Origin of the sequence: Prosthecobacter algae (genome assembly GCF_039542385.1) — a bacterium.
In the GTDB taxonomy this organism is placed as follows: domain Bacteria; phylum Verrucomicrobiota; class Verrucomicrobiia; order Verrucomicrobiales; family Verrucomicrobiaceae; genus Prosthecobacter; species Prosthecobacter algae.
In genome coordinates this window covers 789,627-812,121 of sequence record NZ_BAABIA010000001.1, presented here as the reverse complement: position 1 = coordinate 812,121, position 22,495 = coordinate 789,627, and the positions used below count along the sequence as shown (strand labels likewise).

19 protein-coding genes are annotated in these 22,495 nt (G+C 57.8%); 9 read left to right on the top strand and 10 right to left on the bottom strand.

The annotated features are described in order from the left end of the window. Window position 1 precedes the first annotated feature (1 nt). Entirely contained in the window at window positions 2-751 is a 750-nt protein-coding gene (locus ABEB25_RS03200; protein ID WP_345734939.1) for a YebC/PmpR family DNA-binding transcriptional regulator, read from the bottom strand. A 319-nt stretch (window positions 752-1,070) separates the two neighbouring features. On the opposite strand from ABEB25_RS03200, the gene ABEB25_RS03195 reads away from it, so the two are divergent. The 4 genes from ABEB25_RS03195 (at window position 1,071) to ABEB25_RS03180 (ending at window position 6,499) form a co-directional block, all read left to right on the top strand. After that, the gene (locus ABEB25_RS03195) at window positions 1,071-3,014 is read left to right on the top strand and encodes an NAD(+) synthase (protein WP_345734938.1); all 1,944 of its coding nucleotides are present in this window, start codon (window positions 1,071-1,073) and stop codon (window positions 3,012-3,014) included. Window positions 3,015-3,074: 60 nt separating this feature from the next. Further along, window positions 3,075-4,511 (top strand): glycoside hydrolase family protein, encoded by a 1,437-nt coding sequence (locus tag ABEB25_RS03190; protein ID WP_345734937.1) that lies wholly within the window; start codon window positions 3,075-3,077, stop codon window positions 4,509-4,511. A gap of 114 nt (window positions 4,512-4,625) precedes the next feature. Then, entirely contained in the window at window positions 4,626-6,131 is a 1,506-nt protein-coding gene (locus ABEB25_RS03185; RefSeq protein WP_345734936.1) for a peptidylprolyl isomerase, read from the top strand. Between the two features lie 26 nt (window positions 6,132-6,157). After that, complete coding sequence (locus ABEB25_RS03180; RefSeq protein ID WP_345734935.1) at window positions 6,158-6,499, top strand: tetratricopeptide repeat protein; 342 nt, start codon at window positions 6,158-6,160, stop codon at window positions 6,497-6,499. Between the two features lie 47 nt (window positions 6,500-6,546). On the opposite strand, the gene ABEB25_RS03175 is transcribed toward ABEB25_RS03180, so the two are convergent. From ABEB25_RS03175 to ABEB25_RS03165, 3 genes are read right to left on the bottom strand one after another with little or no spacing between them, the layout of a single operon-like run. Then, on the bottom strand, window positions 6,547-6,927 hold the full coding sequence (locus ABEB25_RS03175; protein WP_345734934.1) for a rhodanese-like domain-containing protein: 381 nt from the start codon (window positions 6,925-6,927) through the stop codon (window positions 6,547-6,549). A 45-nt stretch (window positions 6,928-6,972) separates the two neighbouring features. Continuing rightward, window positions 6,973-7,548, bottom strand: a complete 576-nt coding sequence (locus tag ABEB25_RS03170; RefSeq protein ID WP_345734933.1) for a hypothetical protein — start codon at window positions 7,546-7,548, stop codon at window positions 6,973-6,975. 4 nt (window positions 7,549-7,552) lie between these two features. After that, window positions 7,553-8,191 carry a superoxide dismutase gene (locus ABEB25_RS03165; protein ID WP_425571958.1) on the bottom strand — a complete coding sequence of 213 codons (639 nt, stop codon included), beginning with the start codon at window positions 8,189-8,191 and terminating at the stop codon, window positions 7,553-7,555. Window positions 8,192-8,378: 187 nt separating this feature from the next. Between ABEB25_RS03165 and trmB the strand changes: the two genes are divergently transcribed. After that, a complete protein-coding gene (gene trmB / locus ABEB25_RS03160) occupies window positions 8,379-8,972 on the top strand; it encodes a tRNA (guanosine(46)-N7)-methyltransferase TrmB (RefSeq protein WP_345734931.1) in 594 nt (197 codons plus the stop codon). A gap of 9 nt (window positions 8,973-8,981) precedes the next feature. Here trmB and ABEB25_RS03155 read toward each other — a convergent pair whose 3' ends face one another. The 4 genes from ABEB25_RS03155 to ABEB25_RS03140 all read right to left on the bottom strand — a co-directional run bounded on the left by ABEB25_RS03155 (window position 8,982) and on the right by ABEB25_RS03140 (window position 15,251). Next, a complete protein-coding gene (locus ABEB25_RS03155; protein ID WP_345734930.1) occupies window positions 8,982-9,764 on the bottom strand; it encodes a hypothetical protein in 783 nt (260 codons plus the stop codon). A 39-nt stretch (window positions 9,765-9,803) separates the two neighbouring features. Beyond that, entirely contained in the window at window positions 9,804-11,219 is a 1,416-nt protein-coding gene (locus tag ABEB25_RS03150; protein WP_345734929.1) for a DUF1501 domain-containing protein, read from the bottom strand. 448 nt (window positions 11,220-11,667) lie between these two features. After that, window positions 11,668-13,947 (bottom strand): hypothetical protein, encoded by a 2,280-nt coding sequence (locus ABEB25_RS03145; RefSeq protein WP_345734928.1) that lies wholly within the window; start codon window positions 13,945-13,947, stop codon window positions 11,668-11,670. Between the two features lie 38 nt (window positions 13,948-13,985). Further along, window positions 13,986-15,251, bottom strand: coding sequence for a DUF3142 domain-containing protein (locus ABEB25_RS03140; protein ID WP_345734927.1), 1,266 nt, complete (start codon window positions 15,249-15,251; stop codon window positions 13,986-13,988). A 111-nt stretch (window positions 15,252-15,362) separates the two neighbouring features. Here ABEB25_RS03140 and polA point away from each other — a divergent pair, with 111 nt between their 5' ends. From polA to ABEB25_RS03120, 4 genes are read left to right on the top strand one after another with little or no spacing between them, the layout of a single operon-like run. Then, on the top strand, window positions 15,363-18,254 hold the full coding sequence (polA, locus tag ABEB25_RS03135) for a DNA polymerase I (protein ID WP_345734926.1): 2,892 nt from the start codon (window positions 15,363-15,365) through the stop codon (window positions 18,252-18,254). A 45-nt stretch (window positions 18,255-18,299) separates the two neighbouring features. Beyond that, on the top strand, window positions 18,300-19,346 hold the full coding sequence (locus ABEB25_RS03130; protein ID WP_345734925.1) for a hypothetical protein: 1,047 nt from the start codon (window positions 18,300-18,302) through the stop codon (window positions 19,344-19,346). 8 nt (window positions 19,347-19,354) lie between these two features. After that, window positions 19,355-20,884 carry a molybdate ABC transporter substrate-binding protein gene (gene modA, locus ABEB25_RS03125; RefSeq protein ID WP_345734924.1) on the top strand — a complete coding sequence of 510 codons (1,530 nt, stop codon included), beginning with the start codon at window positions 19,355-19,357 and terminating at the stop codon, window positions 20,882-20,884. A gap of 47 nt (window positions 20,885-20,931) precedes the next feature. After that, window positions 20,932-21,366 (top strand): rhodanese-like domain-containing protein, encoded by a 435-nt coding sequence (locus ABEB25_RS03120; RefSeq protein ID WP_345734923.1) that lies wholly within the window; start codon window positions 20,932-20,934, stop codon window positions 21,364-21,366. 29 nt (window positions 21,367-21,395) lie between these two features. Here ABEB25_RS03120 and ABEB25_RS03115 read toward each other — a convergent pair whose 3' ends face one another. Together ABEB25_RS03115 and ABEB25_RS03110 are read right to left on the bottom strand one after the other, a co-directional pair. After that, window positions 21,396-21,740, bottom strand: a complete 345-nt coding sequence (locus ABEB25_RS03115) for a DMT family protein (protein ID WP_345734922.1) — start codon at window positions 21,738-21,740, stop codon at window positions 21,396-21,398. 8 nt (window positions 21,741-21,748) lie between these two features. After that, window positions 21,749-22,453, bottom strand: coding sequence for a zinc ribbon domain-containing protein (locus tag ABEB25_RS03110; RefSeq protein WP_345734921.1), 705 nt, complete (start codon window positions 22,451-22,453; stop codon window positions 21,749-21,751). Window positions 22,454-22,495: the final 42 nt, after the last annotated feature.

Below are 22,495 nucleotides of genomic sequence, written 5' to 3'. Positions count from 1 at the left end.
GTTAGGACAGTTCATCGGCGATCTCATCGGCGATTTCGAAGTTGGCGTGCACGTTCTGGGTATCGTCGTAGTCGTCGAGGACGTCGTAGAGCTTGATGATGGATCGGCCCAGTTCGACATCGGTGATGGTCACCGTGGTGCTGGGCTGATAAATGAGGTTCTGTGACTTGGTGGTCACCCCTTTCTCACGCAGCGCACTGGCCACCTGGAAGGTTTGTTCGAAAGTGGTGTAGAGGATCCAGTCGTCCCCATCGTCCTGAACGTCGTCAGCACCGGCCTCAAGGGCCAGTTCGGTAACAGCATCCTCAGTAAGGGAGCCTTTCTCGATGCGGATCTCTCCACGCCGAGTGAACATGTAGGCGACGCTGCCGGCATCGGCAAAGGTGCCCTGGTTTTTGCCAAACAGCACCCGCAGGTCATTGGCGGCCCGGTTGCGGTTGTCGGTGACGACTTCCACCATCAGCGCCACACCACCGGGGCCGTAGCCTTCATACGTAATTTCCTCAATGGCGGCCCCTTCGAGTTCGCCCACCCCTTTTTTGATGGCGCGTTCGATGTTGTCATTCGGCACGTTGGCCGCACGTGCCGCCAGAATGGCGGAACGCAGGCGAGCGTTGAGATCGGGGTTAGACCCGCCGTTCTTCGCGGCCACCGTCAGCTCCTTCGAAAGTTTGCTGAAGACTTTGCCACGCTTCACGTCCACCACGGCCTTGATGTGCTTGACCTTGGACCACTTGTTATGTCCTGCCATGTTGCGATGTCTGGGGTTGGGGGAAAATGGAAGGGTACTCCGGCGCTTCGCGGGCGGCGGGTCCCGTTCGGGATGAATGAATGGAAATGGTAAAGAGCGGCCTTGCCGCGGTGTCTGCTCTGAAACGGGCCGAGGCCTGTCGCAGGAAAGGATTTCGTGAGCCTTGGCTTTTTGAAATCACAGCTCCAATCGCCGGAGCAGTCACCAGTGTTCACCTGGTTGAGAGAACCAGGAACAGACCAAGTGTGCGGGAGAGAGGGCGCAGATGCAAGGTGTTTTTTCTTCGATGCCGGATGATGGAGTCGTGTTATCTTCTGTCATGCCCGACCCCAACCCGTCTCTGTGCCCCCGTGAACAACATGGTTTTGTGCGTGTCGCCACGGTGTCTCCAGAGCTGAAACTGGGCGATGTGGCCGCCAACGTGGCCACGCTTCGCACGGAAATGCAGCGCCTTGCCAGCGAGGGCTGCCGCCTCATTGTTTTTCCAGAGCTGTGTCTCACGGGCTATTCCTGCGCGGATCTTTTTTATCAGCGCAGCCTCCAGCAACAGGCCCTGGCCGGAGTCAAACAACTGGCGGAGGCGAATGCCGGCCTGGGCTGCTGCATCGTGGTCGGCCTGCCACTGATCGTACAAGGGCGACTATACAACGTGGCCGCTGTCATTGCCGATGGTGAGGTGCTGGGCTTTGTGCCAAAAACTTTTCTTCCCAATTCGGGCGAATTTTATGAGCGGCGCTGGTTTTCCCCGGCCACCACATTGACGGACACTCATACAGAGGCAGACGGTATCCCTATCGGCACCGACCTTTTGTTTGAAGCCACCGACCTGCCCGGCTTTGTGCTCGGGGTGGAGATCTGTGAAGACCTGTGGACGGTGATCCCTCCCTCCAGCCATGCGGCTCTGGCCGGGGCCACTCTTTTGGCCAACCCCTCGGCCAGCAATGAGGTGCTGGGCAAGTTTACCTATCGCCGCCAGCTCATCTCCCAGCAAAGTGCGCGCTGCCAGGCGGCCTACATCTATGCCAGCGCAGGTGCGGGGGAATCGAGCACGGACACGGTCTATTCAGGCCATGGTCTCATTGCCGAAAACGGTTCTTTGTTAGGCGAAACGGAGCGCTTTGCCTTTGAGACCCGTGCAGCCCTGGCCGATGTGGACCTTCAACGGCTGGAGCATGAGCGCGTGCGCAACACGGCGTTTCGGGATGCCGCCGCCACGCAGTCTTACTCGCGCATCACCTTCTGTCTGGGTGAGACCCAGCCTGGAGTCTCCCCTGCTCTGCTTCGTCCGCTGTCTGCGCATCCCTTTGTCCCGCCTGCCGGATCTGACCGCCAGGCCGTGTGCGAAGAGATCTTTGCCATTCAGGCCACGGCCCTCGCCCGCAGGCTGCGCCAGACGCGCAGCAAGACGGCGGTGCTCGGTCTTTCAGGCGGTCTGGATTCCACCCTGGCCTTGCTGGTGATGATCGAGTCGCTGAAACGTGCAGGCCTGCCGCGTGAGGCCGCCCTGACCATCACGATGCCCGGCTTTGGCACCACCGCACGGACCAAAGGCAATGCCGAAAAACTGGCCGAGGCACTGCACATTCCGCTGCGGACCATTGGCATCGGTGCGGCTGTGGAGCAGCATTTTAAGGACATCGGCCATCCCGCAGGCCTTCACGATGTGACCTATGAAAATGCCCAGGCCCGGGAGCGGACGCAGGTGCTGATGGATGTGGCCAACCAGACAGGCGGCATCGTGGTCGGCACGGGCGATCTTTCAGAATCCGCGCTGGGCTGGTGTACTTTCAATGGCGACCACATGTCCATGTACCACGTCAATGCCGGTGTGCCCAAAACCCTGGTGAAATACCTCATCGAATGGTGCGCCAGCGAGCTGTATGCCACGGAGGCCGGAGCCATCCTGCATGACATCATTGACACCCCGATTTCCCCGGAACTCCTCCCCCTCGCCGCCGATGGCAGCATGAAGCAGAAGACCGAAGATACCGTGGGGCCTTACGAGCTGCATGACTTTTTCCTCTTTCACTTCATCCGCCATGGCTGCGATGAGGCCAAGATCCGCTTTCTGGCCGCGCAGGCCTTTGCAGATCAATATCCGGCCGAGGTGGTGGACAAGTGGCTGGCCACCTTCCTGCGCAGGTTTGTGCAAAGCCAGTTCAAGCGGTCATCCATGCCAGATGGGCCGAAGGTAGGCTCCGTAGCGCTGTCTCCGCGCGGCGACTGGCGCATGCCGAGCGACTATTCGGGCAGCCTCTTTTAAGAGACATTCCAAGGTCTATTTGCAAAGGCAGGCCCGGCGACACGTTTGGGTAGGATCTCCATGAAGATCCTACCCCTTTTGCTTCTGGCCGCATTGACGGCATCCCGGTCCGGACTGCCTGCGGCGGAGGCAGCCAAGCCCATCGCCCTGGGCTCGCGGCTGGAACTGTTCGTGGACAAGTTCCTCATCGAAGACATGCAGGGCACCACGCTGAAAATGCATGCTCCAATCAAGGCCCCGAGGCCAAAGTCCCCGCTGCCCGTGAAGCATATGGTCACGGTCATCAAGGACGGTGCGCTCTTCCGGGCGTGGTATCGAAGCAGTGATCCCGCCTACACTAGCCCCTTCCACAGCGGGCATCCAGGTGAGACGGTGAACTACGCAGAAAGTCAGGATGGCCACGAGTGGACCTTCCCAAACCAGGGCCTGCACGAGATCAGCGACAGCAAGGAAAACAATGTGATCCTGGCCAACCAGCCGCCCTTTCTCACCAACTTCATGCCATTCCTCGATTCCCGGCCAGGCGTGCCTGCCGAAGAACGCTACAAAGCGCTGGCAGGTTACCCAGGTCCCGGCGACAAACGTGGCAGCACCACGCCAGGCCGAGGTTTGTTTGCCTTTGTCTCGGCGGATGGAATCCGCTGGACCCGCAAGGCTGAGGCCATCCCTTACAGCCCAAAATGGCGACATGCATTTGACTCTCCCAATGTGTCTTTCTGGTCTGAGGCCGAACAAAAATACGTGTGCTATTTCCGCACGTGGACGGACCCAGAACGGCTGCGCAGCATCACCCGGGCGACCTCCACTGACTTCGTGACCTGGAGCGACCCTATCGAGATGAAGCCCAACCGGCCGGGCGAGCATCTTTACACCAACATGACCCATCCCTACTTCCGGGCCCCGCACCTCTACATTGCGCTGCCAACGCGCTATGTTCCGGGCAAAGGCGAAGCACGGGACAGTGAGACGAGCGTGAACTCCACGGACATTTTATTCATGACCAGCCGTGCAGGTTCGGAAAAATACGATCGCACTTTTACCGAAGCCTATATCCGCCCAGGATTGGATCCGGAGCAATGGATCAACCGGGCCAACTATGTGGCGCTCAATGTGCTGCCCACCGGGCCGCAGGAAATGTCCATCTACCATCGCAGCGGCGATCGCTATGTGCTGCGGACGGACGGCTTTGCCTCCGTCCACGCCGGAGCAGAAACGGGCAGTTTCACCACACGAGCACTGACATTTTCAGGAAAGAAACTGCTGCTCAATTTCAGCGCCAGCGCCGCAGGCAGCCTCCGTGTGGAAATCCAGACGCCTGAAGGTCAGCAGATCCCGGGCTTTACCCTGGCCGATTGTGAAGCTGTGGAAGGTGACAAAATCGAAACCGCCGTGCGATGGAAAGGCGGCCGCGAACTGTCCGCCCTCGCTGGGCAGCCGGTGCGGCTGCACTTTTCCATGCTGGAGGCAGACCTCTTCTCGTTACGGTTTGGCCCCTGATACAGGGCAAACTCCGCAGGGCCCGATTCCGCCGTCGTCTTAGGTTGTTGAATTTCCGGTTGCCCTATGGAGGCCAGCGGCTTACTTGCGCGCCCGTTTCACACTCCGCCAGCCATGCTTGAATTTTTCCGCCGCCACCGTGGTGCCTTCCTCATCACCGTCACCGTGATCATCATCATCAGCTTCTCCGTCTGGGGTGGCATGCGAAGTGGTCCGGAAAGCCTTGAGGGCCAGCCCACGGACAAAGCCTTCACGGTGTATGGCCGTAACTACACCATCGCCGAAGCCCAGCGTCTGGGCCGCCGGATGCAGGTAATCTACAGTCTGCAAATGTTCGACCTGCTTAGCCTTTCCCGCATCGGCTCCCAGGAAGACCAGACCAACAACATCGTCATCAACCAGCTCGTCCTCCAGCATGAGATGGATCGTCTGGGCATCCACTCAAGTGACGCCGAGGCCAAAGAAGCGATGAAAAAGCTGCCGACCTTCCAGGAAAACGGGGCCTTCAGTGCGGAGCGTGCCTACAGCGTGGAACAGATGATGGCGGCCAATGGCTTCAACAGCGTCGACCTTCTGGAAATCGTGAAGCTGAGCATTGGCTTCAACAAGCTGCGTGACCTCATTGGCAAGAACTACACCGCCAGCCCTCTGGAAGCTGAAAAAGCCTACGCCAGCGAGTATCAGACGCTGAAGGTCAACACCATCGCCTTCAATCTGGAAGACTTCAAAAAGACCGCCGTCGTCAAAGATGACGAGATCCAGAAATACTACGACGAGAACAAGGAAGGCTACAAGACCTCAGGCAAACGTGCTGTCAGCTATGTGTACTTCGAAAACCCCAAAGCCGACGACAAGAAGCCCGCTGAAGAGCAGGAGAAAGCCAGAACAGCCGTGGTGGATCGCGTGAACAAATTCAACGACGCCAGCATCAAGCCTGCAGCTAAGTTTGAAGAAATTGCCAAGACCCTGAATGAAACCGTTCTGAAGGCAGACCTCTTCACCAAGGAGGGTCCCCCAGAAGCCCTCAAGGCGGAAAAGGAACTCGTGGATGCCATCTTCGCCACCAATCCGGAAGTGCGCCCGATCAGCGATCCTGTGCAGGGCAGCAACGGCTACTACATTTTCTCCGTGACCAAGGTGGAAGAACCCAAGCAGCAGGAACTGGCTGAAGTGAAAGACAAGGTCAAGGAAACCCTGGTGAGCCAGAAGGCCCAGGAAGCCCTCACCAAGGCCGCCAATGAAGCACGCACTGCCCTGGCCGATGGCCTGAAGGCTGGCAAGAAAATCGAAGATCTGGCCAAGGAAAAGAAACTGACCCTTTCCCCTCTGACCGACATCACCGTTGCTGAGCCTGCCATGGAAGTGGCCAGCAGCAACGTCATCGCCGGCCAGGCCCGCGACACTGCTGCCGGTGAACTCACCAAGGCGATTGATACGGAAACAGGTTCCCTTCTGGTCTATGTGAGCGCCAAGGAACTGCGCAAGCGCGATGACAGCAAAGCCCTGCGTGAAAACATGGGCACCGGCCGTGCCGACCAGGAGCGCACCCGTCTGTTTGAAGCTTGGTTCACCCGCCGCCGTGGTGAGTCCAAGGCCAAGATGCTGATTACCCAGGCCTGATTTAAGACCTGAAGGAACGTAGAACCATGAGCGACACGATCCTTCTCGAAGATTTGTTTGATGAAGCCAACGGTCATCTGGCCGTTGGCGAACTGGAGGAAGCCATTGCCATCTATCGGCAATGTGTGGCCCGCGACCCTCAGTTTTTCGATGGCTGGCAGGCCCTGGGCATGGCTCTGCTGAAAGTGGGTGAAGTGAAAGAAGCCATCGGTGCAGGCCTGATGGCCACGACACTACAGCCCAATGACCTTCTGGCTTGGACCGGCCTGTCACAGATGTATGTGCGCAACGGTCAGATCGCAGAAGCTGAGGATGCCAAGGGCAAAGCCCGCATCCTTTCTCTGGGCGGCAAAGTGGTGAAGGAATAGCAGGAGCCGGAGTGCCCAGTTCCCTGCCCCACCAATCTGGACGGGCTTTATTTTTCCACGGGTTTGCCCGCCTTCACCCAGTCGGCCATTCCACCATCTAGGTGGTAGATTTCAGTAAAGCCAGCCTGCTCCAATTTAGGCAAAGAACGAGTGCTGCGGCCACCGGCCTGACAATGCACCAGCACGGGCTTGGACTTGTCCACCGTCTCCAGCTTTCTGACGAAGTCCTTTGAGAGAAGGTCCACATTGGCCGCGCCTTTGATGTGGCCGTCCTTGAACTCGTCCTCCGTGCGCACGTCCACGACCGTCACCTTGCCCTCGGCCACCAGTTGGGCCGCTTTCTCGGCATCCACATGCTTGACTTTGTCTTCAGCAAGTCCGGTCAGCGGCAGGACACAAAGTGCAGCGATAAAGGAGAGTCGTTTCATGACGGTCATACTCTACGTAGACGCAGGCCAGAAAGCTTCGTTCAATCAAGCGGGAAGGCGCACTTCCACCACCATTGAGGCCAACCGCTGATACAGCCGACGACGACCAAGCAAAGGCCACCAGCGATACAGGTAAATCTCCAACGGGCGCCACATGGCCACCCAACCAACGATGGTCAGGCCTTCACGCAAAAAAGCCCGAAGCTGGACACTGAGTCCGGGCAGCCCCCACTCATGGACCGGCTGACTCGCCCCAGTGGCTGGGAGATGCAGGAGCCAAATGCCAGCTTGGCAAAGAACCAAAAAGCCAAGGCCCACTAGCAAGCTCAAGCGACCTTCTTTCATCAACTGACGAAACTCACGCCACAGAAGTTCGGCACGGTAGCTGAAGTAGTGTTGCACGGAATTTTCAACCAATTGAGGATCTGGCGGACCATCCGCAGGCGGCCGGGTCAGATGAACAACCAACTTCAGATCCTCCCCTCGGGCGTGTTCCTGCGCCCAACTGACGATAAATTCCTCAGCATCATGATCGAGGTCACGCTCATGGAACGGCGAAGGGTCCATGGAATTGAACAACTGAGCCAACTCCGTGAGCCTGACCTCGATCAAAGCAGCCATAGGATCAGGCCTTGGCGGCTTCGTATCCTTTGGCGACAGCGGTCCAGTTCACCACATTCCACCAGGCGGTGATGTAGTCAGGGCGCTTGTTCTGATACTTCAGGTAGTAGGCGTGTTCCCACACATCCAGGCCCAGGATAGGAGTGCCCAGATCCGTATCTGGCACCAGGCCCTTCATGAGGGGATTGTCCTGGTTCGGGGTAGAGGTGACGGCCAGCTTGCCGTCCTTTTTGACGATGAGCCAGGCCCACCCGGAGCCGAAACGCTTCGTCGCAGCTTCTCCGAAAAGCTTTTTGAAATCATCCACACTGCCAAAGCTGCTCTGGATCGCCTCGCCCAGCTTTCCTTCCGGAGCGCTAGGGCCACTGCCCGCAGGGGCCATCCACTGCCAGAACCAGGTGTGGTTCACATGCCCGCCCCCGTTGTTGCGGATGGCGGCGAGAGAATCGGCCGGCACTTTCGAGAGATCGGAAATCAGGTCCACGACGTTGCTAGTCTGGATTTTAGCCGTTTCCAGGGCCTTGGTCAGATTGGTGATGTAGGCCACATGGTGCTTGCCAAAGTGGATGTTCATCGTGGTGGCATCAATATGCGGCTCCAGGGCCTCAGGAGGGTAAGGCAGGGCTGCCTGCTCCAGGGTGATGGTAGAGGCGGCCTGCGCCCCCGTGGAAATCAGCGAGCCTGCAACAGCGGCTCCCGTGGTGGTGATGAAAAGGCGGCGGTTCATGATAAACGGGTCAGTCTCAGGGTTCGGTTGGCCAGTGACAATTGCCACAAGCATACGGATTACGTTGCATGGCGGCGAAAGTCACGGCTGATTTGTATTCGTAATGTCCCTCTTTATTCCGCCTGACTATTTTCGCGAACTCGCTGCCCATGAAATTTTCCCCGACCCCGCCCGTCCCCTGGAGGTGGAGCTAGGCTGTGGCGACGGCACCTTTTTGGTCGGCATGGCCAAGGAGCACCCCGAGCGGGATTTTCTGGGTGTGGAGCGAATGCTGGGCCGGGTCTCCAAGACCAGCCGGAAGATCAACCGGGAGCGACTGACCAATGCCCATGTCATGCGGCTGGAAAGCGGCTACACCACGGGCTGGCTGCTGCCCACCGGCGGCGTCTCCCGCCTGCATCTGCTGTGCCCTGACCCCTGGCCGAAAAAGCGCCACGCCGCACGTCGGTTGGTGAACCAGGATGAATTCCTCAGCGGTCTCGCTCGCATCCTTCCTCCAGGCGGGGAGTTTTTGCTCAAAACGGACGACCGGGTTTATTTCGAAGATGCGCTCGCCAGCCTGGGCGCACGCCCCCAGTTTGAGCAACTCGACTGGCCTGCTGACGCTTTCTTCTATCCCACGACTGACTTTGAGCAGCACTGGTTGGAAAGCGGCCGCGAGATCCACCGGGCGCGCTGGCGGCGGGTGGCGGACTGAGAACATGCATCACTGCAAGGTATTGAGGCCTTTTTCCAGCCCATGCATCATGGGCTCGATAAAGCGGTACCCCTGCGGAAGTTCGATGCGGGCCAGCTCCCCCACTTCGGTGAAATACCAGCGCACCTCCTCCATCTGCATCACCTTCAAAGTGACGATGTAGCAGCGGCGCTGTTTTCCGGCCAGATCCATGACGCCTTCCCGCGCCGTCAGAGGCACGGACTTGGCCTGCTCCTGAACTTTAGTGAGCTGGCTGAGCCAGTCGTAGTCGCCGCCCAAGGTCCCCTTTACCGCCATCAGCGTCTGCACAAACTGAGTGTTCATCACCAGTTGGCCGCCTTTTTTTATCTCCATCGCGGGCAGCTTGTCTCCTTCCTTCCAGAGGACCGTGGCCAGCATATCCGCCGAGGTGGATTTCAGTTCGAGGTCCAGGCCGCGCCAGCGTTCCCCATCGGCGAGTTCCCCGGTGAGGCGGAAAGTGACGTCATGCCCAGCCTTTTCAGGATCCGGTAGGGTGAAGGTGCCACTGGCAAGGACGGAGTAAACGGCGGGGGTCTCCATTTCCCCTTCCTTGCGGATGGTGAACGTGGTGTGGCCGATCTTTTCCTTCTCATGGTAAAGATGCAGGGTGTTGTTAAACGAAGCCGCCTCGGCCAAAAACAGGTCAAAGACAAAACGCGGAGGCACCACGGCAAAGCGCGACTGGTCGGGAAAATAAGTGTCCCGGATGATGAGCCCGGTCATCACCGCCCAGAAAAGCACAATGACCGCCGATAGGATGCGCCAAAGCATGAATGAGATACTGACGCCGAACCGGGGTGGATGTAAAGATCAGGCGATCAGCTTCTTCACTAAATGTCCGGCCACGCCCGTCAGGCGAACATCCAGGCCCTGGAACTTCACCGTCAGCCGTTTGTGATCAATGCCCAGGAGATGCAGCATGGTGGTGTGGAGATCGTGCACATGCACCACATCCTCCACCGCACGGTAGCCTAGTTCATCGGTGGCTCCATGGCTGTAGCCCGGCTTCACGCCGCCGCCTGCCATGAAGACATTGAAGGCCAGAATGTGGTGATCCCGCCCCGTCCCCTGCCCCATCGGAGTACGGCCAAATTCACCGCCCCAGAGAATGAGGGTATCATCCAGCATGCCGCGCTGTTTCAGGTCCTTGATCAGGGCCGCCGTTGCCTGGTCCACGTCCTGGGCCGAGCTTTTCATGCCATCCACGATGCCGCCGTGATGATCCCAGGCACGATGATAAAGCTGGATCATTCGCACGCCGCGCTCCGCCATGCGACGGGCTAACAAACAGTTCGACGCGAAGCTACCATCCCCCGGCTCCTTCACCCCATAAAGGTCCAAGATGTGCTGGGGCTCGCTCTTCACATCCGTGAGTTCCGGCACGCTGGCCTGCATCTTAAAGGCCATCTCATACTGGGCGATACGGGTCTGGATCTCCGGATCCAGCTTTTCCTCCATGAGCATGCCATTCAGCCGCTGAATCTCCTCCACCACTTGTCGCTGGGTGCTCTGGCAGACGCCGTCTGGGCTGCCCAGATAATGTACAGGCTGCCCCTTTGCCTGAAACTGGATGCCCTGATACTTACTGGGCAAAATCCCGGCGGACCACTGCCGCGCGGACACCGGCTGCTGCCCGGTTTTGCCCGCCGAAGTCAGCACCACAAAGCCCGGCAGGTCACTGGTCTCGCAGCCCAGACCATAAAGCAGCCAGGAGCCCATGCTAGGCCTCCCCTTGATGATGCTGCCTGTGTTCATGAAGGCGTGGGCCGTGTCATGATTGATCTGCTCCGTCTGCATGGAACGGACAATGCACAGGTCATCTGCGATGCTGCCGATATGGGGAAACAGCTCTGAGATTTCCTGTCCGCTCTGTCCCCATTTTTTGAATTCACAAAACGCACCACGGGCCTTCAGCTCCGCACCCTGAAGCTGCGCGAGCTGCTGCCCCTTGGTAAAGGATTCTGGAAAGGCCTTGCCATCCAGTTCCTTCAGCTTCGGTTTCCAGTCAAAGGTCTCCAAGTGCGAGGGCCCACCCGCCATGCAGAGAAAAATCACCCGCTTCGCCTTTATCGGCGTGTGGGGTTGCAGCATTGCCCCCGCCACACCACCCATGGCTTGCGGAGCCAGCCCCGCCATCGCCATGCCGCCAAGCCCGTAGGCCGACTGCGTCAGAAAGGCGCGACGGTTTACATTCAAGGCATGGGTGGTAGGATCGAAAGCTTTCATGCAGGCACAGACAAATACGACTGAGCATACCTTGCCCTTGCTGAGGAAAGCCAGCCTTCCGTGATGGAGATTTCACGCAAGTCCATTGCCTCCATGGCCTTTATAACAAACGGCCCGCCTTTGTCCAAAAGGCGGACCGTCTTTGAAAGCGGTGCCTCACGTGCACCCACGCAAGACAAACAGCACAAGAAGGATGGGAATCGGAATGCCGATGAGCCACAAAAAGATCCAGCCAATTTTGCCCGATTCACGGGCGCGTTTCATTGAGGTTTTCATAACGTTCCTTTCTGGTTGGTTACTCTGTCACCCAGAATTCGGATGAAGCCTCCGCCCCAGCCCTGTTTATTATCAGGGCTCCCGTGCAGGCAGACCCATGAGAGTGTATCCCGTCTTGTTGACGGATAATGAACAACTCAATGTTTTGCAAATTCAGCGCGGCTGAATCCAGTCAGGGATCTTTCAAAACCAAATCGAAGTCCCATTTCACTTCAGGAAACCAGCGTTTTTTGTTGGCCTCTTGAGCCAGCTGGACGTTCGGATTTCGACGCACCAAGGCTTTGTAAAAACGATCTGCGGCAGCCGCATCACGAAGCTGCAGCCAATTCCCCGCAATGCACAGAACCTCAGCGGTCTTCGGGTGATCATCCGGCATCAGGGAAGCCGCATCCCAGGCCAAATCAGCCGCCACATACCGATAGTGATACCGTTTGTTTATCACGGGAGCGTAATGCTTGCCGCGCCACTTTTCAGCAGGCGTCGCAGCCAAGGTGGGAGTCTGCCTCTCCGCCATTAGCAACCGGTTATCCTGCATCCAATCATCCATCCAGACGGTCTGTCGGCGAAAGCTGCTCAGGTCCCGCAGTTCAAATGCACCGCTTACCACGGAGTAGTCTGGCCCTGTTTCAAAACCGAGAATCTCCATGCCTAACAAACGGTGAATTTGTGCGGCCTTCCAAAGCGCCTCCGCCCGCTCAGCCTTGGGTAATTTGCGTTCATGTCCCTGGCGGTAAGCCTTGGCATAATGTCCGAATGCTAGAGCCAACTCATCCGGAAGCATTTTCTGGGCATCCTTAAAATAATGCTCTCTCACAAGCCTTCGGCCAATGAGGTATTTCATTACAGGCAGCCCCTGCGGACGCCCCCATCCGCCATACTTGCGTGCCAGATCACGCATCGTTTTAACCTCCGCCTCCGCGCCCTTTTCGTCTTCGTATCTCCACGCTTGCAGCGGCTGGGAAATCGCGCCCGCCCTCTCCAAAACTAACAACTCCTCCACAGAGAGCAGACGCTCTGCAATGTAGGCGGTGTCTTCCCAGAAATCAGTTTTGGCAAAAGTCGTCAGAGCCCCCGCGAAGTCATTGGTGGCCAATTGAGCCCGGCCATAGTCAGCCAGGAAATGATGCCGCCGCACTTGACTGTAATTTTCAGCGTTTAATGGGCTTGGGTCCATTTGGGCATCCACTTCCATCTGAGCCCGGGCGTCATCCTGCCCTTTAGGCAACCCCTTGGAGAGGGCTCCAAGCACCTTCACGGCCTCGCTCTTACGCCCCTCCATCGCAGCGAGCTTGCCTCGCAGCGACAGCGCGACAACGTCTTGTGCAGGAGCCATTCTGAGCCAGCGCTTCGCTTCGTTGAAACGAGCGGCATTGTAATATAGCCAAGCCAGCAAAACGGCTTCCCTCTGCTCCCGCAGCCCCGCTTTTTCAAAGCTCTGGAGCCAGGCTTCCATATCCTCATTGGGAGAAGCCATGTTGTTTTCATGATGACCAAAATCCCAGCCCAAGGCCCCCTGCGCCACCTCGATGAGATGTAGCATCTGGGCTTGCCGCAAAAATGGATCTGCCAAAGTTTGCTCCGACAAGTCTTCACTCCAGGCACTGTACTGCCAGCGATCTGATTTCAACTGCTCATCAGCCCGGCTATGGCCTAGGATGGCACGCAGGTAGGCCGCCCTTTTCCATTCAGCACGGCTCACCTCTGTCTTCTGCGGCAGATCGCTCCCAGGCCGACCCAAAACATAGGTCGCTTCTATTCCCAGGTGAAGGGAGTCTGCAAACCCCGTTTGTGACAATTCCCGAGTCTCAAAAAGCCAGCGGCCTCTCTCCTTTATTTGGGTGGGATCCGCCGTACGAAATAGCATCCACGCAGCCCAGGTCGAGCGCCACCTCCTCTGGTCAGCAGGCAAAGCCAGAACTTGCTGCCATTTCTCCCGCGCCTGCTGAACCAGCGGGCTGGCATCATCGGCAGCTTCGAGATAAAGCAACGCTCCCTCCAGATAAAGGCGAACATCCGCCGGGAGCTCTCCCAATATTTTTTGGCTTTCGTTTTTGACGGCTTCCAAAGGGCGGGCCTTTTCACGATCCCCCTTGCTCATCGCATGCTCCGAAAGATCGCCCTGTAGAATCATGGCCCTTCGAAGGTCTCTATAACCAGCCAACCAAGTCCGCCTCTTTGTCTCGTCCGGCTGGCGATCTTTCATCATCCCCTCCATCTCCGCCATTTCCAGATCCAACGTGTAGGCTGGCGAACCTGCCTGACGTTCAGCCAAAGCCGAGTCTAACAAACCATGCTTCAATTGATATAGCTCCCCCGTGAATTGAAACACAGGCGGCTGCAAGATGCCTTTGGGCTTATCCAGGGCGTTTTCAGGAAAAAACGGACCACAGGCAAATGTCGGCGCGAGGCACAAAAGCCCCATCCAGCCAATGAATGATCGCCATGTCTGCATGACCGTCGATTATCCCTCAACGGCCTGAGCTTACAAGTTCACCTTATGGCCTTGGCAAAAATATCTACTGGGCCTGTGGAGTCCTCGACCCGCAGCCATCCGATGACTCTTTTTGTGCCAGAGCCCACACGCGGCATCCGCCCAGGATTCACCAATTTCAGAGACAGATACCCCGCCGCTGACTCCACGACCTGATACCCTCCCAGCGCATCGGCCCCCACTGCTTCAGGACCTGCCCAATGAAGAGTCACTAAAGTTGGCAGATCATCCGGCGCATCGCCAGCCTGCTCAATTACGACTTCCGCGTGCCCTGCCTCCTGCTTTTTGCAATGCGCCATCCAGCCACGCTTCAGAGATTGTCCTTGGGCAACCTTTGCCAGCACATCCAGCGGCCAGTTCAGCCGATCCTGTGCCACTGGCAGACGATACCACACCACCGATTGCAACAGCGGTGATGCCTCATTGCGCCATCGTGAAACCAAATCCGCCATTCCATAGGCATCGGCATCCAGTACCACATAATTCGCACTCTGTAGCGGCAGTGCCTGGGGTATATCCTCCGCATAGACCTCACGCACCTTTCCGGCAGAATCGAACTCCACCACGCAAGAATAAGTGGGCAGCGCGACCCGAAAAGGCACGCCGATTGTCACAGCCTGAGTCAGAGCGTTGCGCGTTTCTGCCAGATCCACCAGGGCCACCGCCTTGTCCTGCGTCTTTGGGAGATGCAGCGAGTGCACCTGGAGAACATAACCAGGCACGAGGGCCGCGAGGGTTGAAAATTCCCTTTGGCGCAGCCAGGAGGGCAGAACCGTGCAGGTGACTTTCAGCGGAAACAGGGCAGTCTTCACGGCTGTAAGCAGCCGGGTGTAATCCGCCAGTTTTGAGTCTGGGCAATCATAGTCCAGTTGCAGTTCGGCCACGTTTCCAGCGGGCCAAGCTGAAACCGTTTCTTTGGCCAGATCCACGACCAGCTTGGTGGCGTCGGCATCCCATCCGGTCTTGGCGACCGAAGGAAAAACACGCAGCACCAGCCCCACTTTCTGCGACTTCATCACGGCAGGATCTGCCTGGATCCGGGTGATCTTGCCTTTTCCTTTTTCAAAGCGAACTTCTGCCATCAGGAGATGATAAGTCTGCACCCAGCTTTTGGACTGCTCCACACTTTCAGCCAGTTCAGGCTTCCAGCTTCTCTGCCACACATAAACTTGCGTAGGCAGCGGCACAGACCGCTTCGGCTCCGGCTTACAACCAGCCAAGACCAAGGCCGTGAGTGCGACGCCCCACAGACAAAAGGCTTTCATCTGGTGAAAAACCAACATTGGGAAGGGATACGGGGAGGTCTTGTGGGCTGCAACTGGAGTCGGCTGCGTTTTCACTTCACCCCGGCCTCATTCACGCTAGGCTGACGCCCAATGTCCAAACGTCTCTTTCTGCTCGATGGCATGGCGCTGCTCTACCGCGCCCACTTTGCTTTCATCAAAAACCCTATTCGCACCAGCGACGGGCTGAACACTTCTGCGCTCTACGGTTTTACCAATACCCTGCTCGACATCATCAAGAGCTGGCAGCCGACTCATCTGGCGGTGGTTTTGGACACTTCCGCGCCGACGCCGCGTCACGATATTTTCCCCGAGTACAAGGCCCAGCGCGAAGAGATGCCGGAGGATCTCTCGATGGCGATTCCGCAGATTCACCGTCTCTGCGCCGCCATGAACATTCCTCTCCTCACACGTGATGGGTACGAAGCCGACGACATCATCGGCATCCTGGCCAAACGATCCGAAGGCAAAGACTTCGAGACTTACATGGTGACTCCGGACAAGGACTTCGGCCAACTCGTCTCAGACTCCGTGAAGATCTACAAACCCGGCCGTCAGGGCAGCGATGTCGAGATTCTAGGCGTGGCTGAAGTCTGCGCGCGCTGGGGCATTGAGCGGCCCGAGCAGGTGGTGGACATCCTGGCTCTCATGGGAGATGCGGTGGACAATATCCCTGGCATTCCCGGCTTTGGCGAAAAGACGGCCACCAGCCTCATCCAGCAATATGGCAGCCTGGAAAACCTCATCGCCAATGCGGACAAGCTCAAGGGCAAGCAGAAGGAAAAGGTGGAGCAAAATGTGGACAAGGCGATCCTTTCCAAGCAACTCGCCACCATCATGCACGATGCTCCGCTGGAAGTGGAGCTCGACTCCCTGGCTGTCAAAGCCCACGATGACGAAGCCCTGAAGGCCTTGTTCACCGAGTTCGAGTTTAACACCCTGGGCAAGCGTCTTTTTGGCGATGAGTTCAAAGCTGGGCGTGGCCGTCAACTGGCCAAAGATGCCGCCCCTGCAGCAACAGGCAGCGACCTTTTCTCCATGGAGGAAACCACGCAGCAGACCTCCCATAACTTGCGGACCCTTGCGGATACAGAGCACTGCTATCATCTCATCCGCACACCGGAAGAACGCCGAAACTTCATCACCCAGTTGCAAGGCCAGCCGCGCTTTTGCTTCGACCTCGAAACCACTTCCCTGGATCCCCGCGATACCCAGATTGTCGGCATCGCCTTCTCCTGGCAGGCGAACGAAGGCTGGTTTGTCCTCTTCCCTCGGGACCGAGCCGAAGCAGCCGCAGTTATGGAGGAGTTTCGTGGTGTCTTTACCAATACCGCTCCGGCTCTGGACGTGACCGAGGCGCCCTGGGATGGTGGCGATACCAGCACCACGGCCCAGCTAGCCCCTGGATCTGGCATTGAAAAAATCGGGCATAACCTCAAGTTCGATCTCAGCGTCATGCTGGCCCACGGGCTGGAGGTCGTCGGGCCCTTCTTTGACACGATGCTCGCCCATTCCCTGATCGAGCCCGATCAGCGTCACGGCATGGATTATCTGGCGGAGTCCATGCTGGGCTACACCCCAGTCCCCATCACGGCACTTATTGGCACGGAGAAAAATGATCTCTTCAGCCAGGCCACCATGGCAGATGTCGCCGAGGCAGACCCGCAAAAGATCACTGACTACGCGGCGGAAGATGCGGATGTAACCTGGCAATTGGCGGAGAAACTGCGCCCGCTCCTCCCCCAGCATGGTGCCGAACGTGTTTTCTATGAGATCGAATGTCCGCTGCTACCCGTGCTCACGCGCATGGAGCATCGCGGTGTGGCCATTGATGTGCAGGCCCTGCGGGAATTTGGCCTGGAACTGGAAAAGCGTGCCAATGAGATGCACCGCCGCATTCAGGAAATGGCAGGCGGCCCCTTCAATCTCAACAGCCCCAAGCAGCTCGGCGAGATCCTTTTTGAAAAGCTCAAACTGACCGAGAAACCCAAGAAAACCGCCACCGGACAGTACCAGACCAACGAGCAGGTATTGCAATCCCTGTTAGGCCTGCACCCCATCATCGCAGATATCTTGGAATACCGCGAAGTGACGAAGCTGAAGAACACGTACGTGGACACCCTTCCGGGCACGGTTTCCAAAGTGACTGGGCGCGTCCACACCACCTTTCATCAGCTCATGGCCGCCACCGGCCGCATGGCCTCCAGCAATCCGAACCTGCAAAACATCCCCATCCGCTCCGACTCAGGTAAGGAAATCCGCAAAGCCTTCGTCCCAGGCCAGGAGGGCTGGGTGCTGCTGAGCGCCGACTACAGCCAGGTGGAGTTGCGCGTCATGGCCGCGCTCAGTGAAGATGCCGCGATGATCGAGGCCTTCCAAAACGGTCACGACATTCATCAGGCCACCGCCGCCCGTGTTTATGGTGTCACCCTGGATGGCGTGCTGCCTGAGATGCGGCGCACGGCCAAGATGGTGAACTTTGGCATCATCTATGGCATCAGCGCCTTTGGCCTGTCTCAGCGTCTGGGCATTCCACGTGGAGAGGCGGCGACCATCATCGAAAATTACTTCAAGCAGTTCCCTGGAATCCATCAATACATGGAGCAAATCGTCAAAGATGCGAAGCGCTTCGGTTATGTGGAGACCATCACAGGCCGCCGCCGAGTGATCCGCGATATCGCCAGCGGCAACGCCAGTGTCCGGGGTGGGGCCGAGCGCATGGCCATGAACACGCCCATCCAGGGCACTGCTGCGGATATGATCAAGCTGGCGATGATCAATGTGGACAAGGCCATCGAACAAGCCGGGCTGAAAACCCGGATGCTCCTCCAGGTGCATGATGAGCTTCTCTTTGAAGTGCCCGAAGCCGAGGTGGAACAGGCCAAGGCCATCATCCTCGCCGAAATGAGCAACGCCCTCCCCCTGGGCGATGTGCCCGTGGGTGTGGAGGCCGGTACAGGAAATAACTGGCTCCAAGCCCACTGACCCATGCAACTTTGGCCGCCGCCCGTTCGTTGACGCGAAAGACTCATGCTGCCCCGCCTGTTCATCTTTGGCCTCACCCTCGCCGCTTCCAGCGTCTGCGCCTGCACCATTCCGGTCTTTCGTTATGCACTGGACCGCTGGGAGGCGGACAAGTTTCACCTTGTCCTGCCGGCCTCCGTTTCGCAGGATGCTGCCATCAACGAACTGCTGCGACCACTGCGGGCGAATGGCCAGGCCAATCTGGACATTACCACAGCCCCGGAGGCAGCATCGGCCATCCTGAAGCATTCACGCAAAAGTGACCGGGATGTTTGGTCGGGACCGCTCAATGCTCAAAGCCTGGGCGTGCTTCTGGACTCCCCTGCCCGCCAGCAATTGCTAAAGCAGATCCTCGCGGGTGATTCCGTGGTGTGGGTCATCGCCGAGGGTGGCACTGACGCCGATAAGACCGAGGCAGACCGCATCGAAAAACGTCTGCGCTTTCTGGAACAGGTCGCCGCGCTGCCCGTGCAGAATCCTAATGATCCGGACAGCCAACTCGGTCCAGGTCCGCCTCTTCTTCTCAAGTTCACCGCCCTGCGTCTGCGCCGCGATGATCCTGCCGAACAACCGCTGATCCAGATGCTGGCTGGTCCGCAGGGCAAGGTAGATCCAGCCACCACCAGTTTTGCCGCTGCCGTGTTTGGCCGGGGACGAGTTCTCGGGGCCTGGCCGCTGACAGACCTGGATGATGCCTCGCTGGAGGATGCCTGCATGTTTCTCGTCGGCCGCTGCTCCTGCCGGATGAAAAACGAAAACCCCGGCTGGGACATTCTCATGAATGTGGACTGGGAGAAAGCGCTGGCTGCCGTGAAAAGCAGCGGCGAAACCAGCAGCGAACCAAGCAAGCAGCCCAATGCCGCTTTATCCGTTCCTGTTTCGGTGAGCACCACCGGTTCCGTCCCACCTGCTCCAGGTTCAACAGACATCAACGTATGGATACCTCTGTCATTGGATGACACCTACTTGGTAGGTGTCGACAAGCGTATCCTGGGAGGCCTGGCCGCGGCCATTCTCGGCCTCGTCGCGGTGTTTCTCCTTCGCAAAAAGTAATCCATCCCATGCCTCGGAAACTACTCGCCCTCATCTTGCTGGCTGCTGCCGGTACTTTGGCCTTTTACAGTCTCCGCAGTGGCAGTGGCCAGCCAGGCCAGACGCTCACCGTTTACTGTGCCGCCGGGTTAAAGAAACCCGTCGAAGCCATCGCCGCCCAATATCAAAAGGAGTTAGGCGTCTCCATCTCTCTCCAATTTGGCGGTACGGGCACTCTGCTCACCCAACTCCGAGTGGCCAACCGTGGCGACCTTTTCATTGCAGCCGATGAAGGCTCTCTGGCCGATGCCCGCAAACTGAAGGTGACCCGAGAGGTGCTTCCGCTTGCGATTCAGCGCCCGGTCATCGCCGTGGCCAAAGGCAATCCGAAAAACATTCGCACATTGGCTGATCTGGAAAAACCGAGCATCCGGCTGGCCCTCACGAACCCTGAAGCGGCAAGCATCGGCAAGATCACCCAAAAACTGCTGGGGCCTCGCTGGGAAGGGCTGGCAAAAAAAGCCGTGGTGATGAAACCCACGGTCACCGAAGTGGCTGCTGACACTCAATTGGGAGCCGTGGATGCCTCTCTCGTCTGGGACAGCACCCTCGCCCAGTTCAAGGACCTGGAAATGGTCAAAGTGCCAGAGCTCTCCACCCACGAAGAAAAAGCCAGCGCAGCGATCCTCAGCAGTGCCACATCGTCAACCGAAGCCCTCAAGTTTGCCCGGTATCTGGCCGCGCCTGACAAAGGCGGAGCCGCCTTCAAATCACTCGGCTTCCAGCCTGCAGGAGGTGACAAATGGGCCGTCAAACCTGAACTCATCCTCTACAGCGGCGGAGTCAACCGGCCTGCCATTGAAAAGCTGGTTCAGGATTTCGCCACCCGCGAAGGCATCAGCATCACCACTATTTTCAACGGCTGTGGCATCCTCTGCGCCGCCATGAAGACAATGGGCGACAGCAGCAGCCCCAAGTTTCCAGATGTTTATTACGCCTGCGATGTCTGCTTTGTGCCCCCCGTAGCCGAACACTTTCCCGAAGCTGTTTTGCTGACAGAGGCCCAGATTGTGATTGCTGTGCCCAAGGGCAATCCTAAAAACGTCCAGACCCTGGCAGACCTGGCCCGCCCTGGCCTGAAGGTAGGCCTCTGCAATGCCGAACAATCCACGCTCGGTTTCATGACACAAGGCATTTTGAAGTCCATGAACCTCCTCGAAAGCGTCAGCAAGAACGCCTCCAGCCAAGTCCCGACGGGTGACTTCCTGGTGAATCAGCTTCGCACCGGTTCCCTGGATGCAGCCGTGGTTTACCAGATCAACATCCAAAACCAGGCCGCTCACTTCGACTCAATCCCTCTGCCAGCCGACAAGGCCAAGGCAATCCAACCGTTTGCCGTGCGCGCCAACTCACCTAACAAACAGCTCGGCAACCGAATGCTGGTGTGGCTGCAGGAAAATCAAAAGAGCTTCACCGATGCCGGTTTCGTTTGGAAAGGGGACAGCCCTGCCATCAAAAGCAGCGATTTGGAAATCCCGGAATGGCTGAAGCAGAAGTGAACCAGCGGTTGCAGCGCGTCCCAACCGTGAAGATGATGCCAGTATTCATGCGCCGTCTTCTGCTCCTGCTCACTCTGTCCCTCGCCGCCTGCAAACCAGCTTCCCCGCCCGTGGTGGCTACCGAGCCCCCGCCCGTCATTCTGCCTGCCAGCGCTCGTGAACTGAAACCGGCCGAGGCAGCAACGTGGATGGCAGCCAATCCCGAAGCACTTATCCTGGACCTCCGCATGCCGGAGGAAATCACCCGTGAGGGCAAGCTGCCAGGTTCCCAAAATCATGACTTCCTGCAGGACACCACCCAGGAGTATCTGGCGACGCTCGACCGCACCCGTCCCTGTCTCCTTTACTGCGCCCTCGGCGGCCGCTCCACCCATACAGCCGTGCAGATGCATCATCTCGGATTCACCCAGATCATGATCCTTAAAGGAGGATTAGACGCTTGGCTCAAAGAAGGCCGGAGCGTGGTCAAGCAGCAGCCTTGAGGCGTTCATCCGTCATTAGGAAACTCATCCTATTTCCTGAAGATGAAATAGACCGCTCCGCACATGCAGCAGGCCGCCCACAGGTAGTCCCACTTCAGCGGCTGCTTCATGTAAAAAAACACAAACGGCACAAACACCGTCAGGGTGATGACTTCCTGGATGATCTTGAGCTGTGGCAGATTCAGCGCCGTACTGCCGATGCGGTTGGCTGGCACCTGCAGGACGTATTCAAAGAAGGCGATGCCCCAGCTCAGCAACGCCGCGATGAACCACGGCTTGGCCTTCATGTCCTTGAGATGGGCATACCACGCAAAGGTCATGAAGACATTCGCCACCGAAAGAAGACAGACGGCTTTAACAATCGCCCAGTTCATAACAGCGACTATTCCACCAGATACAGGATGCGTCCGCAGCTTTCACACTGAGTCAGGAGTTCACCCGCGCGCAGTTGCTGCACGGTACCCATCACCACCTTCATGTGACAGCCTCCACAGATGCCGTTGGTCAATGCGACCACAGCCGCATCGCCTTTTTTGGTGAACAGACGGTCGTAGAGACTGAGAGTTCCAGCTTCCACGGGATCAGCCAAAGTTTTGCGCTCTGCCTCCTCGTCCGTCAGGCGGGATTTGACGCCTTCGGCACGGATAGCCAGGGATTTTAGATCTTCATTCACCCGTTCCTGGGTGATGGCTAATTTGGCCTGGGCTTCCTTCAGCACAGCCTTGGCTGTTTCCAAAGCTTCCATGTGCTCCAGTTCCGTGTCCTCCAGGGCACGCACATCGCCTTCATAACGCTTAATTTCGTGGCCGAGCGCCTGGAACTCATCGTTCTTGCGAGTCTCAAACTGCTGATCGTGCAGGCGTTTGATGGAATTTTGACGGGTGGCGATGTCCAGTTCCACCCCTTTGATTTTCACCTCGATCTCTTTGGCCCGCTGATTGGCAGCCTCCACAGCAGCCAAGTCGCCCGCGAGCTGCATTTTGGCCATCGCCTCATTTTTCGGGATGTCCTTGAGTTCTTTCTGTAGCGCGCGGATGCGCTGGTCTCGCTGCTGAAGTTTGATCAGTTGGGTAATTTCGGGAAGCATCTCGCCTACATGATGGCGCAGAGTCACCAGAACACGCAAGAG